Source organism: Salinimicrobium gaetbulicola (assembly GCF_042676025.1).
Taxonomy (GTDB): domain Bacteria; phylum Bacteroidota; class Bacteroidia; order Flavobacteriales; family Flavobacteriaceae; genus Salinimicrobium; species Salinimicrobium gaetbulicola.
In genome coordinates this window covers 1,279,007-1,294,120 of the sequence record NZ_JBHTJP010000032.1, presented here as the reverse complement: position 1 = coordinate 1,294,120, position 15,114 = coordinate 1,279,007, and the positions used below count along the sequence as shown (strand labels likewise).

The 15,114-nt window shown below is 42.8% G+C and carries 17 protein-coding genes and 1 tRNA gene; 11 read left to right on the top strand and 7 right to left on the bottom strand.

What is annotated here, in order from left to right; translation table 11 throughout:
* Positions 1-2: 2 nt before the first annotated feature.
* From ACFQ1G_RS07365 to ACFQ1G_RS07350, 4 genes are all read left to right on the top strand, one after another.
* Entirely contained in the window at positions 3-185 is a 183-nt protein-coding gene (locus ACFQ1G_RS07365) for a CPXCG motif-containing cysteine-rich protein (RefSeq protein ID WP_380738071.1), read from the top strand.
* Between the two features lie 129 nt (positions 186-314).
* A tRNA-Met gene (locus ACFQ1G_RS07360) sits at positions 315-387 on the top strand.
* 134 nt (positions 388-521) lie between these two features.
* Positions 522-746 (top strand): GDCCVxC domain-containing (seleno)protein, encoded by a 225-nt coding sequence (locus tag ACFQ1G_RS07355; RefSeq protein ID WP_380738069.1) that lies wholly within the window; start codon positions 522-524, stop codon positions 744-746.
* Positions 747-928: 182 nt separating this feature from the next.
* Positions 929-1,261, top strand: coding sequence for a YegP family protein (locus ACFQ1G_RS07350; protein ID WP_380738067.1), 333 nt, complete (start codon positions 929-931; stop codon positions 1,259-1,261).
* A gap of 57 nt (positions 1,262-1,318) precedes the next feature.
* Here the strand turns inward: ACFQ1G_RS07350 and ACFQ1G_RS07345 are convergent, their stop codons facing one another.
* Entirely contained in the window at positions 1,319-1,798 is a 480-nt protein-coding gene (locus ACFQ1G_RS07345; protein WP_380738065.1) for a carboxymuconolactone decarboxylase family protein, read from the bottom strand.
* A 292-nt stretch (positions 1,799-2,090) separates the two neighbouring features.
* Here ACFQ1G_RS07345 and ACFQ1G_RS07340 point away from each other — a divergent pair, with 292 nt between their 5' ends.
* The 4 genes from ACFQ1G_RS07340 (at position 2,091) to der (ending at position 5,657) form a co-directional block, all read left to right on the top strand.
* Complete coding sequence (locus tag ACFQ1G_RS07340; protein WP_380738063.1) at positions 2,091-2,729, top strand: DUF4403 family protein; 639 nt, start codon at positions 2,091-2,093, stop codon at positions 2,727-2,729.
* Between the two features lie 34 nt (positions 2,730-2,763).
* Complete coding sequence (locus ACFQ1G_RS07335; RefSeq protein ID WP_380738061.1) at positions 2,764-3,216, top strand: RNA methyltransferase; 453 nt, start codon at positions 2,764-2,766, stop codon at positions 3,214-3,216.
* Positions 3,217-3,279: 63 nt separating this feature from the next.
* A complete protein-coding gene (gene era / locus ACFQ1G_RS07330) occupies positions 3,280-4,170 on the top strand; it encodes a GTPase Era (protein ID WP_380738059.1) in 891 nt (296 codons plus the stop codon).
* A gap of 179 nt (positions 4,171-4,349) precedes the next feature.
* Entirely contained in the window at positions 4,350-5,657 is a 1,308-nt protein-coding gene (gene der, locus ACFQ1G_RS07325) for a ribosome biogenesis GTPase Der (RefSeq protein WP_380738057.1), read from the top strand.
* A 116-nt stretch (positions 5,658-5,773) separates the two neighbouring features.
* Here the strand turns inward: der and ACFQ1G_RS07320 are convergent, their stop codons facing one another.
* Genes ACFQ1G_RS07320 through ACFQ1G_RS07300 form a run of 5 tightly spaced genes read right to left on the bottom strand, consistent with a single transcriptional unit; the run spans position 5,774 to position 8,926 of the window.
* The gene (locus ACFQ1G_RS07320) at positions 5,774-6,574 is read right to left on the bottom strand and encodes a TPM domain-containing protein (RefSeq protein ID WP_380738055.1); all 801 of its coding nucleotides are present in this window, start codon (positions 6,572-6,574) and stop codon (positions 5,774-5,776) included.
* Positions 6,575-7,012 carry a TPM domain-containing protein gene (locus ACFQ1G_RS07315; protein ID WP_380738053.1) on the bottom strand — a complete coding sequence of 146 codons (438 nt, stop codon included), beginning with the start codon at positions 7,010-7,012 and terminating at the stop codon, positions 6,575-6,577.
* Positions 7,013-7,023: 11 nt separating this feature from the next.
* Positions 7,024-7,620, bottom strand: a complete 597-nt coding sequence (locus ACFQ1G_RS07310) for a LemA family protein (protein ID WP_380738051.1) — start codon at positions 7,618-7,620, stop codon at positions 7,024-7,026.
* Positions 7,620-7,949, bottom strand: coding sequence for a MerR family transcriptional regulator (locus ACFQ1G_RS07305; RefSeq protein WP_380738049.1), 330 nt, complete (start codon positions 7,947-7,949; stop codon positions 7,620-7,622). The genes ACFQ1G_RS07310 and ACFQ1G_RS07305 overlap by 1 nt, the downstream gene beginning before the upstream one ends.
* On the bottom strand, positions 7,949-8,926 hold the full coding sequence (locus tag ACFQ1G_RS07300; protein ID WP_380738047.1) for a M23 family metallopeptidase: 978 nt from the start codon (positions 8,924-8,926) through the stop codon (positions 7,949-7,951). The genes ACFQ1G_RS07305 and ACFQ1G_RS07300 overlap by 1 nt, the downstream gene beginning before the upstream one ends.
* A 135-nt stretch (positions 8,927-9,061) precedes the next feature.
* On the opposite strand from ACFQ1G_RS07300, the gene alaS reads away from it, so the two are divergent.
* The 3 genes from alaS to ACFQ1G_RS07285 all read left to right on the top strand — a co-directional run bounded on the left by alaS (position 9,062) and on the right by ACFQ1G_RS07285 (position 13,337).
* Entirely contained in the window at positions 9,062-11,674 is a 2,613-nt protein-coding gene (gene alaS, locus ACFQ1G_RS07295; protein WP_380738046.1) for an alanine--tRNA ligase, read from the top strand.
* Positions 11,675-11,742: 68 nt separating this feature from the next.
* Positions 11,743-12,681 carry a GSCFA domain-containing protein gene (locus ACFQ1G_RS07290; RefSeq protein ID WP_380738044.1) on the top strand — a complete coding sequence of 313 codons (939 nt, stop codon included), beginning with the start codon at positions 11,743-11,745 and terminating at the stop codon, positions 12,679-12,681.
* 44 nt (positions 12,682-12,725) lie between these two features.
* On the top strand, positions 12,726-13,337 hold the full coding sequence (locus ACFQ1G_RS07285) for a DUF4230 domain-containing protein (RefSeq protein WP_380738042.1): 612 nt from the start codon (positions 12,726-12,728) through the stop codon (positions 13,335-13,337).
* A gap of 2 nt (positions 13,338-13,339) precedes the next feature.
* On the opposite strand, the gene ACFQ1G_RS07280 is transcribed toward ACFQ1G_RS07285, so the two are convergent.
* Positions 13,340-15,097: an aromatic amino acid hydroxylase gene (locus tag ACFQ1G_RS07280; protein ID WP_380738040.1), complete on the bottom strand. Its 1,758-nt coding sequence runs from the start codon at positions 15,095-15,097 to the stop codon at positions 13,340-13,342.
* Positions 15,098-15,114: the final 17 nt, after the last annotated feature.

The window sequence follows — 15,114 nt, the reverse complement described above, 5'->3', positions numbered from 1 at the left end:
CTATGCTGGAACACTTTTTTCAATGTCCCTATTGTTGGGAAGAGATTTCTGTTTTACTGGATCCTTCGGTCTCAGATCAGAGGTATATTGAAGATTGTGAAGTCTGTTGTAACCCTATAGAGGTACATGCCAGTTTTGAAGACGGTGAACTGGTTTCTTTTGAGGCCGGAAGTATTGAGCAGTAATAAAAATTTTTTTACCGTACAATTCGTTGACAGCAAGTATAGTAAGTGGTAAGGTGAATTGCTAAAGAAATTATTTTTCATAAAAGCTTTGGGGAAATGAAAATTGACTGTATATTTGCAGTCCAATATCGCGGGATAGAGCAGTAGGTAGCTCGTCGGGCTCATAACCCGAAGGTCACTGGTTCGAGTCCAGTTCCCGCTACTACCAAAACCACCTTTTTCAAGGTGGTTTTTTTTTGTTTTGGTCGGTGAAGTATTCTGTGAGTTCAAGGCCTGAGACAAAATAATAGACCTTGATAATTTTGTAAATTAAAAGGTCTTAACAAAATGATGATTATGGAAGTTATTCTGAAGTCAGTAATTACCTGTCCTAATTGCAAGCGTTCTAAAGAAGAAGTAATGCCGACAGATGCTTGTCAATTTTTCTACGAATGTTCTCACTGCGGAACCAGAATTAAACCTGAAGAGGGTGATTGCTGTGTGTTTTGTAGCTACGGCTCTGTTCCCTGTCCACCTGTTCAGAAATTACAGTCCTGTTGTGGTCCTTCAGATGGAATTTAATTTTTGTCATATATGAAAAATCCTGGTTTTTCCTATTCCTGATTTAAAACCATTTTAGTATTTCTTGAATATTTCAGAGTCTTACATTTTAAGAAAACCTTCGCTACCTCCTTTTAAATTTTAATGCAGTTTTTACTCTTTAATTCTTACCTTTTAAGGACTATCAACCAAAACATACATTCATGTCAAAATTTGAGATCAAAAAGGATGAAGCCGGGGAGTTTCGATTCAATTTAAAGGCCGGGAATGGTGAGATTATTTTGAAGAGTCAGGGCTATAATGATAAACCCTCCTGTGAAAACGGTATTAAATCGGTAAAGGAGAACGCGCTTGATGATGATCATTATGAAAGGAAAGAAGCTACCGGAGGGTATATGTTCAATTTGAAAGCTTTAAATGGAGAAGTAGTAGCTACCAGCGAGATATATTCAAGTTTGGGTGCTATGGAAAAAGGGATTACCTCGGTAAAGTCAAATGCAGCAGATGCTGTAGTAGAAGATATTTCAAAAGATTAGCCTGAAGCAGAAAAAAATCCCTCTGTTAAAGGGACTTTTCTCTGAATTCCGGAGAAGTTATTTTTTTGATTTGGCAGCCATGTGCTCCATCATCGAATTGAACTCCGTTTTAAATTTTTCAAAGTCAACCTGGTTTCCCTGTAAGATCATACTCCAGTACCGGGTTTGCGCTCCATGTGCCACCGCCTCTTCGATCTCTTGATCTGTAGCCCCAAAAGCTTTTGCCGAAGCGGTGTGGAAATAAATGCAATAGTCACAAGGGATCTGAGCTGCTACTGCCAGCTGTAATAATTCCCTGTATTTTGGCGGGATCTTACTTTCAGGACTGTTCAATTTTTTAAAATTCTCCCAGGCTCCCGCAAGGGCATGTTCGGGAAAAACTTCAAACATGGAGGGGAACATCCCGAATTCTGCTTCAATTTCTTTCTTCGCGTCATCATAAGACTTCATATCCTGGGAATACATCCCGACTGTAAAGAACATTATGGATACAATAAGGATCCATCTTTTGAACCGGTTGTTGCTTTTCTTTTTCATAATTCAAGAATTTATTGTTGGTAGTATAAAGATACTTTAATTAACTCTAAGTTATTTACAAATTCCTAAAAATCAGATAATTGAGTGTTGTTGGTTGATCTGCATCCCTTCTTTTCTAAAAAAGGTTTTTTAAGCCGATCTTTAAATCGGGACCTGATTCTTTCACGAAATTTTTGACTCTAAATTTTTAATTTAAAGCAGTTTTACTCCTAGAAGCTATTTTTGTGTGTGTTGGGAAGGCATTAGGAAAAGATAATTTTAGAAATCCTTATCTTCTGTTTAAATTTCAGATATGGAGGAAAAACAGGAAAATATCGTGTTAAGGCTGCCTGTCAAGATCAACTACAAGGTTCTGGAGGGCTTTCTACGGAATGAGTTGGTTGGCGAAGTGGTTCGGGATGATAACAGTGACGGGGATACTACCGAATATGCCGAGATCCAGGCTCTTTCCCTGCGGAAAAGTCCGAAGGAGAACTTTGATCTCGCTCTTATCCTGAGACTTAAAACCCTGACTTCTTTTTTTAAAAACAAGATCGTACGGATGTCATTTCACGCAGCCCTGGAATTTAGAACCGAAGATCAGGAAGTGTTTGTAAAAGATTATACCCTCGAGGGGGAGAATAGGGGTTGGATCATGAATAAATTTATCCAGGTGCTGGCCAATACATTTATGTATAGCAGCCTGAAAAAGAAAATGAAGTTCAATTTCCAGCCTTTGATAGAAAAGAAACTGGCAGAAGTAAATCAGAAGTTGGCAAAGGAAGCAGAGGTGTTCGATGGAATAAGTCTTACCGGTAAGATCCAGCAGTTCAGGATCTCTGATATTATACCTGGCGAAGATCATCTTTTGGTGATGGTGGCTGCTTCGGGAAATACCGTGGTCAATGTCAGGGATATCAATTTCCAGGTAGATCTGGAGCAGGAGGCTTAATTGCAGAGGTGGTTAAAAGCCTTATTTTTGCAGCATGAAAATAGATAATCTTGAACAGGGCTTTTTCGGAATAGGGATCCAAAATGGGAAAACACCCGAGAACCTTGGAGTGTTATGGCGTTCTGCGCAGAATATGGGAGCCAGTTTTATTTTTACCATTGGCAACCGGTACGCGAAGCAGGCTTGTGACACTCACAAAGCGGTGGGTGCCATGCCTTATTTTCATTACGAGAATTTTGAAGATTTCTATAAACACCTTCCGAAGGGGGCGATGCTGGTAGGGGTTGAGTTGACCCAAGAAGCAGAGCCGTTAGAAACTTTTGAACATCCAAGACGCTGCGTGTACCTTTTAGGAGCTGAGGATCATGGGCTCTCAAAAAAGGCGATCGAAAAAGCCCATTTTCTGGTGAAGTTCAAGTCCACTTACAGTCTCAATGTTTCTGTTGCAGGTAGTATCGTAATGTACGACCGAGGAATGAAGCAGTAAGCTTCCGAAGAAAATTTCCCGGAACGAGCCTGAAATAGGTATCTTTGTAAAAAAATTAATGTTATGGCACATAAGGCCGGTTTTGTCAATATAATTGGGAATCCTAACGTAGGGAAATCCACACTCATGAATGCTTTTGTTGGTGAGAAACTAAGTATTATCACCTCGAAGGCGCAGACTACCCGTCACCGTATTCTAGGGATCGTTAATGGGGAGGATTTCCAGGTGATCCTGAGTGATACACCGGGAATAATCAAACCTGCCTATCAGCTTCAGGAGTCTATGATGGACTTTGTGAAATCGGCTTTTGAAGATGCCGATGTGCTGGTATATATGGTCGAGATCGGTGAAAAAGAGCTGAAAGATGAATCTTTCTTCAATAAGATCATTCATTCCGAAATTCCTGTTCTCCTTCTGCTGAACAAGATCGATAAATCAAATCAGGAGCAACTTGAGGAGCAGGTGCAGCTTTGGAAGGAAAAAGTGCCGAATGCGGAAATATTTCCAGTATCTGCACTTGAAGGTTTTAATGTGCCGCAGGTATTCAACCGAATTGTGGAATTACTTCCGGAATCGCCTGCATTCTATCCTAAAGACACTCTTACAGATAAGCCTGAGCGTTTCTTTGTCAATGAGATCGTTCGTGAAAAGATCCTCATGCATTATAAAAAGGAGATCCCATATAGCGTCGAGATCGATACTGAAGAATTCTTTGAAGAGGAGGAGATCATTAGGATGCGTAGTGTGATCATGGTAGAAAGAGAGACCCAGAAAGGGATCATCATTGGCCATAAAGGAGCCGCCTTAAAAAGAGTAGGGGTAGAAGCCCGAAAAGACCTGGAAAAATTCTTCGGAAAACAGGTGCATCTTGAACTTTATGTGAAGGTCAATAAAAACTGGAGGAGTGATGCCCGGCAGTTAAGACGCTTCGGGTATTCAGGAGATAACAAATAATCCTTATCTTTTTACTTAGGATCCTGAAAATTCAGGGCTTTTTATCGTCTTTCCTTCACTTCGGAAGAAAAGGGGAGATTTAGCGACTGAGTTTCTTTCCTGAAAATAAGATAGATATAAGTTGATTGCATTTGTTTTAAAAGACCTAATTTTGCAGCCTTATTTAGAAGAAATTAATTATGAGTAGTATAGTAGCCATTGTAGGGAGACCTAATGTTGGAAAATCGACTTTTTTTAATCGTTTAATTCAACGCCGGGAAGCCATTGTTGACTCTGTGAGTGGGGTGACCCGTGACCGTCATTATGGAAAAACCGACTGGAATGGCAGAAATTTTTCTGTGATCGATACCGGAGGGTATGTGGTTGGAAGTGATGACATTTTTGAAGCAGAGATCGATAAACAGGTTGAATTGGCCATTGGAGAGAGTGATGCCATCATCTTCATGGTAGATGTGGAGGAAGGAGTGACTCCAATGGATGAGGATGTAGCCCAGCTTTTGAGAAAAGTAAATAAGCCGGTTTTACTGGCAGTAAACAAAGTCGATAACGCCAAACGTCTTGAAAATGCGGTGGAATTCTATTCTTTGGGACTTGGAGAATATTATCCAATTGCCAGTACCAGCGGAAGTGGAACAGGGGAGTTGTTAGATGCCCTTGTGGAAGCCCTGCCGGAAGATACCCGCGAAGAAGAAGCCGAACTGCCTCGTTTTGCGGTGGTAGGTAGACCAAACGCCGGAAAATCTTCATTTATCAACGCGCTTATTGGCGAAGAAAGATATATAGTTACCGATATCGCGGGTACTACCCGTGATTCTATTGATACCCGATATAATAGGTTCGGATTTGAATTCAACCTGGTCGACACCGCAGGGATCAGAAGGAAAGCTAAGGTTAAGGAAGATCTTGAGTTCTATTCTGTGATGCGTTCCGTAAGGGCTATTGAACATTGTGATGTTTGTTTGATCGTAATGGATGCCACCCGCGGATTTGACGGACAGGTACAGAACATTTTCTGGCTTGCACAGAGAAACCGAAAAGGGATCGTGATCCTCGTGAATAAGTGGGACCTGGTTGACAATAAGGAGACCAATACCATGAAAGAGTACGAACAGAAGATACGCCAGGAAATGGAACCGTTTACTGATGTGCCTATCGTATTCATGTCTGTATTGACCAAACAAAGGATCTTTAAAGCCATTGAAACGGCTGTTGAGGTGTATAAGAACCGAAGTAAGAAGATCAAGACCAGCGAGTTGAATGAAGTAATGCTTCCTATCATTGAAGCATATCCTCCACCGGCCTATAAAGGTAAATATGTGAAGATCAAGTTCTGTATGCAGTTGCCTACCCCGCAACCACAGTTTGCTTTCTTCTGTAACCTTCCGCAGTACGTGAAGGATCCTTATAAACGTTTTATTGAGAATAAACTTCGGAAGGAGTTTGACTTCACAGGAGTTCCCGTTTCGGTGTACTTCAGAAAGAAATAAGATAAGTTTTACCAAAAAAAGAACCCTCTCAGAAAAGTCATTTTTGAGAGGGTTTATTTTTTTATACTAGTTCAAATTGCGAAGTCTGAACTCCGAACTGTCGACTAAAGACTATTCTACCATCCGCCTCCGGCACCGCCTCCGCCGAAGCCTCCGCCTCCGAAGCCGCCACCAAAGCCTCCGCCACCGCCGAAGCCGCCGCTTCCGCCACCAAAGCTTCCACCGCCAAAGCCGCCTCTTCCGAGACTGCTCAAAATAAGAACGTCCAGTAATCCGCCGCCTCGCCTGTGTCCGCCATTGCGTCCGCCACCGCGTTTATTGCGCTGACTGAATACGATCATGAAAAAGATAAAGATAAGTGCGAGCACAATAAATCTTGGAGCGGCTCCACCTCCATTTCGGGAAGTAGGAGTGCCTTCATAGACCCCGGACATAACTTCCATTACAGCTGTAGTTCCGGCGTCAAGACCGCCATAGTAACTTCCGTTCCTGAACTGCGGTAAAATGACATTTTCAACGATCTGTTTGGATAAGGCATCGGTGAGATCTCCTTCGATCCCGTAACCGGTAGAGATCCATATTTTCCGATCTTCTTTGGATAGAAGTATGAATATACCGTTGTCCTCATCTTTTTGTCCAATTCCCCATTCATGTGCCCATTCGGCAGAATAAGTACCAATATATTCCCCTTGCAGCGAGTTGATGGTCGCTATCACGATCTGGGTAGACGTGGTATCGGCGTAGTTGATCAGCTTCTGTTCCAGGCTGCGTTCTTCCGAAGCGCTTAAAACGTCAGCTTCGTCATAGACACTGGTCTGTTCTGAGGGTTTGGGCGGAATATCACGTTGGGCATTTACTGTAAACGCTGCAAAGAGCAATAAGATAACAAGAGTGATGTTCCGTTGGAAATTTTTCATTTATCGGGATATTTTATCAGACAGTTGGTTTTCATCACTGTCTTCGCTCCATGGGAAGTGCACCTGTAACTCGTGACCTGCCCTGGTAATTCCGTTAATAAGGCCTTGCTTGAAATTACCTTTTTTGAATTCAGCTGCGATCTCGTCTTTGGTGCTTTCCCAAAAATCGGGAGGTACCACTTCATTGATCCCTTTATCACCGTAGATCACAAAGTTGCGGTCATCGATGGCTACATAGATCAGTACGCCGTTATCCTCCTTGGTGTTATCCATCTTAAGAAGGTGGAAGACTTCCATGGCGCGTTCCCAGATTTCGCCCTTACTGGATTTTTCGATATGCACCCGTATCTCTCCGGAAGTTTTCTTCTCGGCCTGTCTAATGGCTTCTACTACTTCTTCTTCCTCATTTGCTGTCAGGAACTCCTCTATGTTAGCCATAATAATGGGTTTTAAAAATCAAATTCTACGTCTGGTGCGTCTTCTGATCCTGCATCTGCTTCGTAAACAGGCATCCTGTCAAACCCGTACATTCCAACGATGATATTGTTAGGAAACTGACGTATGTATCGGTTGTACTCAGTAACCGTTTCATTGTAACGGTTTCTTGCCACGTTGATTCGGTTCTCTGTTCCTTCAAGCTGAGATTGCAGCTGCTGGAAATTTTGAGTGGCCTTAAGTTCAGGGTAACGTTCAACGGTAACCAGGAGGCGCGAAAGGGCAGATGAAACCTGGCTCTGTGCCTGCTGGAACTGCTGCATTTGGGCCTGGGTCATATTTTCGGCATCTACATTGATCGAAGTTGCCTTGGCGCGAGCTTCAATAACCTGTGTCAGTGTTGTTTGTTCAAAATCTGCTGCTCCCTTTACTGTATTTACCAGGTTTGGAATAAGGTCATTTCTGCGCTGGTAAGAGCTCTCCACATCAGCCCAGGTCTTGCGAGCCTGTTCCTGCTTGTCTACAGCTGTGTTATACTTTCCGGTGAACAATAAAAAGAATCCGAGCACGATCGCTCCGATAATCAATACTGGGACTAGCCACTTTTTCATTATAGTTGGTTTTTTAGTTTTATTAAAGTTGATTTTATGTTCTCTAACTTTCGGATAATTTCAAAGTTAGTCAATGTTTTCTGGCTTTCTTCCTTTAAATGGATTTTTGCGCCTTCGAGGGTAAAGCCTCGTTCCTTTACCAGGTGATAGATCAATTCAAGGTTCTTGATGTCTTCTTTGGTAAACTTCCGGTTGCCCTTTGCGTTCTTTTTAGGTTTGATCACATCAAACTCCTTTTCCCAAAACCGAATGAGGGATGCGTTCACGCCAAAGGCATCGGCAACTTCACCTATGCCGTAATATAATTTGTCTGGTAAGTCTACGTGCATTAATCCAGGGATTGGTTTTCTTGTTGTGATTGCTTAAGTATTTGATCGTATTCTTCGGCAGATAATTGGCCGTAATAAAAGTTCAAAGGATTGATCCTGTCATCTTCCTTAAAGATCTCGTAGTGAAGGTGAGGTGCCTGTGAGCGTCCCGTGCTTCCCACGAACCCGATCAGGTCCCCTCGCTTCACCCTTTGACCGCGTTTTACATTGTACTTATACAGGTGTGCGTATAAACTGGTGTATCCAAATCCGTGGTCAATTCTAATGTGTCGGCCATATCCACTGGAGCGGTTATCTGCTCTTGTCACTCTTCCGTCACCCGAAGCGTAAACCGGTGTTCCTCTAGGTGCCGAAAAATCCATTCCGTAATGGAATTTTCTAACTTTAGTAAATGGGTCTGTTCGCCATCCGTATCCGGAGGCCATTCTCTTTAAATTCTCATTTTTGACCGGCATGATCGCGGGGATCGAAGCTAGCAATTCTTCTTTATCCTGAGCCAGGCTGACGATCTCATCCAAAGAACGGGATTGTACTACCAAACGCTTGGTCAGGACATCCAGTTTTTTGTGGCTTTCAATGATCAGCTTAGAGTTGTCAAAACCTTCCAGGTCCTGGTATCTATTGATACCACCAAACCCGGCAAGTCGTTGTTCTTCGGGAATTGGATTGGCTTCAAAGTAAAGACGGTAGATATTATTATCCCTGTCTTCCACATTTGCTAAAACCTCCTGGATCTGATCCATTTTTCGGTTTAAAAGCCCGTATTGAAGTTTCATGTTTTCAAGCTCTCGTTTAAGGGCTTTTTCTTTGGGGGTTTCCAGCTGCGGAATGTTCAGGTATATGATCAAAAGTATGAATCCTGCAAGGAAAGCACCGGCGATACTCAGAAAGGCAATTCCTATCTTACGGCTTTTTTTCAGCTCGATTTTTTTATAGGAAAGGGTATCACTATCGTAATAATATTTAACCTTCGACATAAGTTAAATTATGCTATTTTTGCGTTACTATGCATGTTGCAAAAACAGTGCAACATTGAACTTGAGAAACGAACAAATATAAAAATAGTTTTCTCTCCCGCATAATTTAATAAAAATTGAAAATCATATTCGTTCATGAAATCCCAGGACATTCGTACTAAATTCCTAGAATTCTTTAAATCCAAAAATCACAGCATAGTTCCATCGGCGCCCATGGTTATCAAAGATGACCCCACGCTAATGTTCACTAATGCCGGGATGAACCAGTTCAAAGAATTCTTTTTAGGAAATGGAACCCCTGCAAGCCCTCGCGTGACCGATACTCAAAAGTGCCTTCGGGTAAGCGGTAAACATAATGACCTGGAAGAGGTGGGGAAGGATACCTATCACCACACTATGTTTGAAATGCTTGGAAACTGGAGTTTCGGCGATTACTTTAAAAAAGAAGCTATCCAGTGGGCGTGGGAATTATTGACCGAAGTTTATAAGATCGATAAGGATATTCTCTACGTTTCAGTATTTGAAGGGAGTGAAGAAGAGGGAATCCCTGTAGATCAGGAAGCCCTAAACCTTTGGATGGAGATCGTTCCTGAAGAACGAATCATTTTCGGAAATAAAAAAGATAATTTCTGGGAGATGGGTGACCAGGGACCATGCGGACCTTCTTCGGAAATTCATGTAGACCTGAGATCTGAAGAGGAAAAAGCAAAAGTTTCGGGAAGAGACCTGGTGAATATGGATCACCCTTTGGTTGTTGAGATCTGGAACCTGGTGTTCATTCAGTTTAACCGTAAAGCCGATGGTTCGCTGGAAAAACTTCCTGCCAGCCATGTGGATACAGGAATGGGCTTTGAACGCCTGTGTATGGCGCTTCAGGGTGTAAAATCAAATTACGATACAGATGTTTTCACTCCGCTTATCAAGCAAATTGAAAATATTACAAAATCAACATACGGCAAGAACGAAGAAACAGATATCGCTATTCGTGTGATCGCAGATCACGTTCGGGCGGTGGCATTCGCTATTGCAGACGGACAATTGCCGGGCAGCACCGGTGCCGGATACGTGATCCGTCGTATCTTAAGAAGGGCGATCCGTTACGGATTTACCTTTCTGGATCAAAAGGAAGCTTTTGTTTATAAGCTGGTTGATATTCTGGCCGACCAGATGGGGGAAGCTTTCCCTGAAATTCGTGCCCAAAAAGAATTGTGTAAAAATGTGATAAGAGAGGAAGAAAATTCCTTTTTGAGAACCCTTGACCAGGGGCTGGTTCTTCTGGACCAGATCATGCAGGAAACTCCTGATAAAAAAGTATCCGGGAAAAAGGCTTTTGAATTATATGATACCTACGGATTCCCAATTGATCTTACCGCGCTTATCTTAAGTGAAAAAGGCTATGACCTGGATCAAAAGGAATTTGAAAAAGAACTTCAAAAGCAAAAAGATCGTTCGAGGAACGCTTCTAAAGTAACTTCAGGTGACTGGATAGAAGTGAACGAGGGCGAAACTGAAGGCTTTGTAGGCTATGACTCTCTGGAAGCCGAAGTGAAGATCTTGCGTTATAGGAAAGTAGAATCCAAGAAAGAAGGAGCCCTATATCAGTTGGTCTTTAATAAAACTCCATTCTACCCTGAAGGCGGAGGCCAGATAGGGGACAAGGGAATACTGGAGAGTGAGTCAGGAGAGATCGTTTATATTGACGACACGCGCAAAGAAAACAACCTGATCATTCATCTTACTAAAGAACTGCCGAAGGACCTTTCAGGAAAATTCAAAGCGGTTGTGAATGCTGCTCGCAGGGCCCGCACGGCCGCGAATCACTCGGCTACGCATTTGCTGCATCAGGCACTTAGAAATGTGCTGGGTACTCACGTGGAGCAAAAAGGATCGATGGTGCAGAGCGATTACTTGCGTTTCGATTTCTCACACTTCAGTAAAGTGACTCCGGAGCAACTAAATGAAATAGAAGATTATGTAAATACCAGGATCGCCGATAAACTGCCTTTGGTTGAGAACCGTGAAATGACCTATGAAGAGGCTATCAATGACGGGGCGATCGCCCTGTTCGGTGAGAAGTACGGCGATAAGGTAAGAGCGATACGTTTTGGAGATTCCATTGAATTGTGTGGAGGTACCCATGTTGGAAATACCGCAGACATATGGCATTTTAAGATCATTTCTGAAGGTGCTGTAGCCTCGGGGATCCGTCGTATCGAAGCAATCACTTCGGAAGCGGCCAAGGAATATTATGTTTCTCAAACTGAAGTTTACAGCGAGATCAAAGCGGTACTTAAAAATCCGAAAGATCCTGTAAAAGCGGTGGTAAGCTTGCAGGATGAAAACGCCGAACTTAAAAAGCAGGTGGAGAACCTCCTGAAGGAGAAAGCCAAAAACCTGAAGGGAGATCTGAAAAATGAGATCAAAGAGGTTAACGGAGTTCACTTTTTAGCGAAGAAAGTAGACCTTGATGCCGGTGGTATCAAGGATCTCTCTTTCCAGTTGGGAGAGGAGTTCAATGACCTGTTCCTCATTTTTGGAACCGAGCAAAACGGGAAAGCCTTATTATCCTGCTATATTTCAAAAGAACTGGTTTCTGAAAAAGAACTGCACGCCGGTAAAGTGGTGAAGGAACTAGGGAAATATATTCAAGGTGGCGGCGGAGGCCAGCCATTCTATGCGACTGCAGGAGGGAAAAATCCTGATGGCCTGAATGAAGCCCTGCAAAATGCAGAATCTTTTATAAAATAGATTTATAAAGGCGCTGAAAAACATCATTTTCAGCGCCTTTTAATTTCTGTTTGTTTTACATTGAAACTATGGATTTCAGAACCCGGGTAACCATACAATCTAAAGAGGCTAAGATCGATTATGATTCGAAGATCTTACTGTTAGGATCCTGTTTTGTTGAGAACATAGGCAGGAAGCTCGAATACTTTAAATTCCGAAGTTCGCTAAACCCTTTTGGGATCCTGTTTCATCCTTCCGCTATCCATAACTTCCTGAAAAATGTTAGGTCAAAAAAGCGCTTTTCCGAAGCTGATATTTTTTATCACAATGAAACCTGGCACTGCTTTCAGGCACATTCAGATCTAAACAGGTCCGAGAAATTTGAAATTATTGAAGGGCTTAATTCGGCGGTAGAGGAAACATATGATTTCTTAAAAAATGCTTCGCACGTGATCATCACTCCCGGGACTGCCTGGGGATATCGCTTTAAAGAGACCGATGAGTTTGTAGCGAACTGCCATAAGGTGCCGCAAAAGAAGTTTGAAAAAGAGTTGGTGGATGCCAAAAACGACCTTCTTGGATGCGTAAAGATCATCAAAGAAATAAACCCTTCCGCAGAGATCATTTTCACGGTCTCCCCCGTAAGACATTTGAAAGACGGATTTGTGGAGAATCAGCAAAGTAAGGCCCGTTTGATCACGGCAGTCCATGAGATCATTACTGAAGAACTAAATACGCACTATTTTCCATCGTACGAGATCATGATGGATGAGCTTCGCGATTACCGGTTCTATGCTGAAGATATGGTGCACCCTAACCAGGTTGCCATTGATTATATCTGGGAAAAATTCACCGAGACCTGGATCTCTTCCGAAGCCATGCAGGTAATGAAACGTATCGACACCATTCAAAAAGGGCTTTCTCACAGGCCTTTCAGTGAGACTTCCGAAGCACATCAGAAGTTTAAAAATGATCTTCAGGAAAAGATAAGGACGCTGCAAAAAGACTATCCGCAGATAAACTTCTAAACCTCCCTTTGATTTTATCCTCAAAATTCCTGTAACTTTAAGTTATGAGGAAATTTATTTTTGGAGCGTTAAGTGTATTCTTATTGGTGCTCGCCGTGCGCTATTGTGAGCGACGTGGCAGTGACCGCCAAAACCTGGAGGAGAGTTCGGCTTTGATACAGGAGCAACTGCGAAATGTAGGAAAGCTGGTAGTGACCGAAGGTACTTTCTCGCAGGTGTTTACTTATAAAGATTCAAAACGCTTCTACCTGGATGTTTTTTCGGCCAGGAAAAAAGCTCTAATAGTGGTGAATACCAAGGCCACTGTAGCCTACGATCTAAGTAAACTGAAGGTGGAGATTGATGAGGCGAACAAAAAGGTCATTATCACCCATATTCCCAAGGAGGAGATCTCCATCTATCCCGATATTCAATACTATGATGTCACGCAGGATTACCTGAACCAGTTTGAGGCAGATGATTATAATTTGATCAAGAAACGGGTTACCGCCTCAATTCGCGAGAAGGTCGAGAATTCTGGCTTAAAATCGAATGCTCAAAACCGCCTCATCAGTGAACTTCAAAAGATCTATATACTTACCAGTACCCTGGGCTGGACCCTGGAGTATAAAGGTGAAGAGATCCATTCCGAAGAATTGAAAGAGCTAAAACTTTAAACCTACCCGGCTACCGTATCAGGTTTTATCAGGCTCACTCCGCCATCGATCAAATGGGCGACTTCAGGACGCCTTGATTTTACATCTTCAAGGTGCTCTAGTACTTCAGTTGCCAGCTTTTCATCTTTATCATGTGCCAGTTCAAAGATCTCTACGGAAAGCAGCCAGTCTTTTGGGTGATGTTTTTTCAGAATATCAAAGGCGGCATTCAGAGAGAACTTAGTGTTCTTGCCTTCCCTGATATTTCTAACCGATTCATATAAGGATTCCAGTTCCTCTCTTTCGGGCGTGCGTTTGCTCTTAATAGTAGTGGAAGAAGTCTTATGAGTGATCATGTTGAAAGAATGCCAGTCGGCAGGGCCCGCGAAAGCTGAGATCACCTCTTTTCCCACGGCCATGTCGTAATTGCCCCATTCAGGCTGGAACAACACTTCATCCCCATAGGTAACGGTACAGTTCTTAAGGCTAATAAGTATGATCTTTCCCTGAAGGTTTCGAGTTCCGGTAATGATCTCCCCTTTGACGACAATACCTCCTTCAAATTCGAAAGTGATCTTCTCTCCTTCGTAAATGTCATATGCCCTAAGGTCACGTGGACTCATATCTTCGATGGCGAGATTGATGCCTTTTAATTTTCCGACAGGTGAACCAAATCCATCGGGATGATTTTTAATTCCGTGGCCAACCAGTTCCTTTTCTCTGGAAGCTAAAGCGGTTTCTCCTTTTGTCTGGATATAGATAGGCTTTCCTTCATGTTCTATGACCCTTGAGAAATTACCTGAGATCTGAATCCCGGTACTAAGCTCTATACTTCCGATATTTTTTGAATTGATAAGTTTTTTCAAACCTTCAAGCCCGCCCACACGTAATGCCATTTTATTTGCAAACTCTTCCAAAACTGAGCTTAGGTGGGCAAAATCAGGAGTTACATATAGTTGAGGTTGAGGTTTGGTAATATCAAAATCCTGGTTTGCTGCTTCAATGTTGTACGGCAATTTTTTGACCTTATCGGTCATACACCAGGCGCTTTCCCCTATCGAGGAGAGAAGTCCGGCCCCATAGATCTTAGGATCTTCAGGAGTGCCTATAAGTCCGTATTCTACGGTCCACCAGTGCAGGTTCCTGATCTGGGCCATTTCACTCTGTTCCCTTACATCATTCTGAAGTTCATCCACTCTTTTCTCAGCGGCCGCGATCTCTTCTTCGGGAGTGTCTTCAGCTTCCTTGATAATAGAAAGGTGCCTGATGGCTTCATAGATCTCATAATCCTTGGCGCTGGAGATCGCCTTACATCCGATCTCTCCAAAACGACGTAAATATTCAGCATATTCAGGATTGGCGATAATAGGAGCATGGCCTGCACCTTCGTGAATAATGTCGGGTGCCGGGGTATACTCAATGTGTTCCAATTGCCTGATATCGCTGGCGATCACCAGAACGTTATAAGCCTGGAATTCCATGAAGGCAGCGGGAGGGATAAAGCCGTCCACTGCCACGGCGGCCCAGCCAATTTCTTTAAGGATCCTGTTCATTCCGTACATGTTGGGAATATGGTCTATGGAGATCCCGGTTTGACGTAGTCCTTCCAGATAAGAGGAGTGGGCAACCTTACTCAGGTATTCCACATTTTTGCGCATTACATACCTCCAGACCGCCTGGTTGATGGCGGTATACTCTTCATAATTCTGTGGTTTTATGAATTGTTTGAGGTGTGCCGGCAGGCGTTCAATTATCTCGTTGGATTCAAATTCTTGTTCCATAAATATCTTAAATAAAC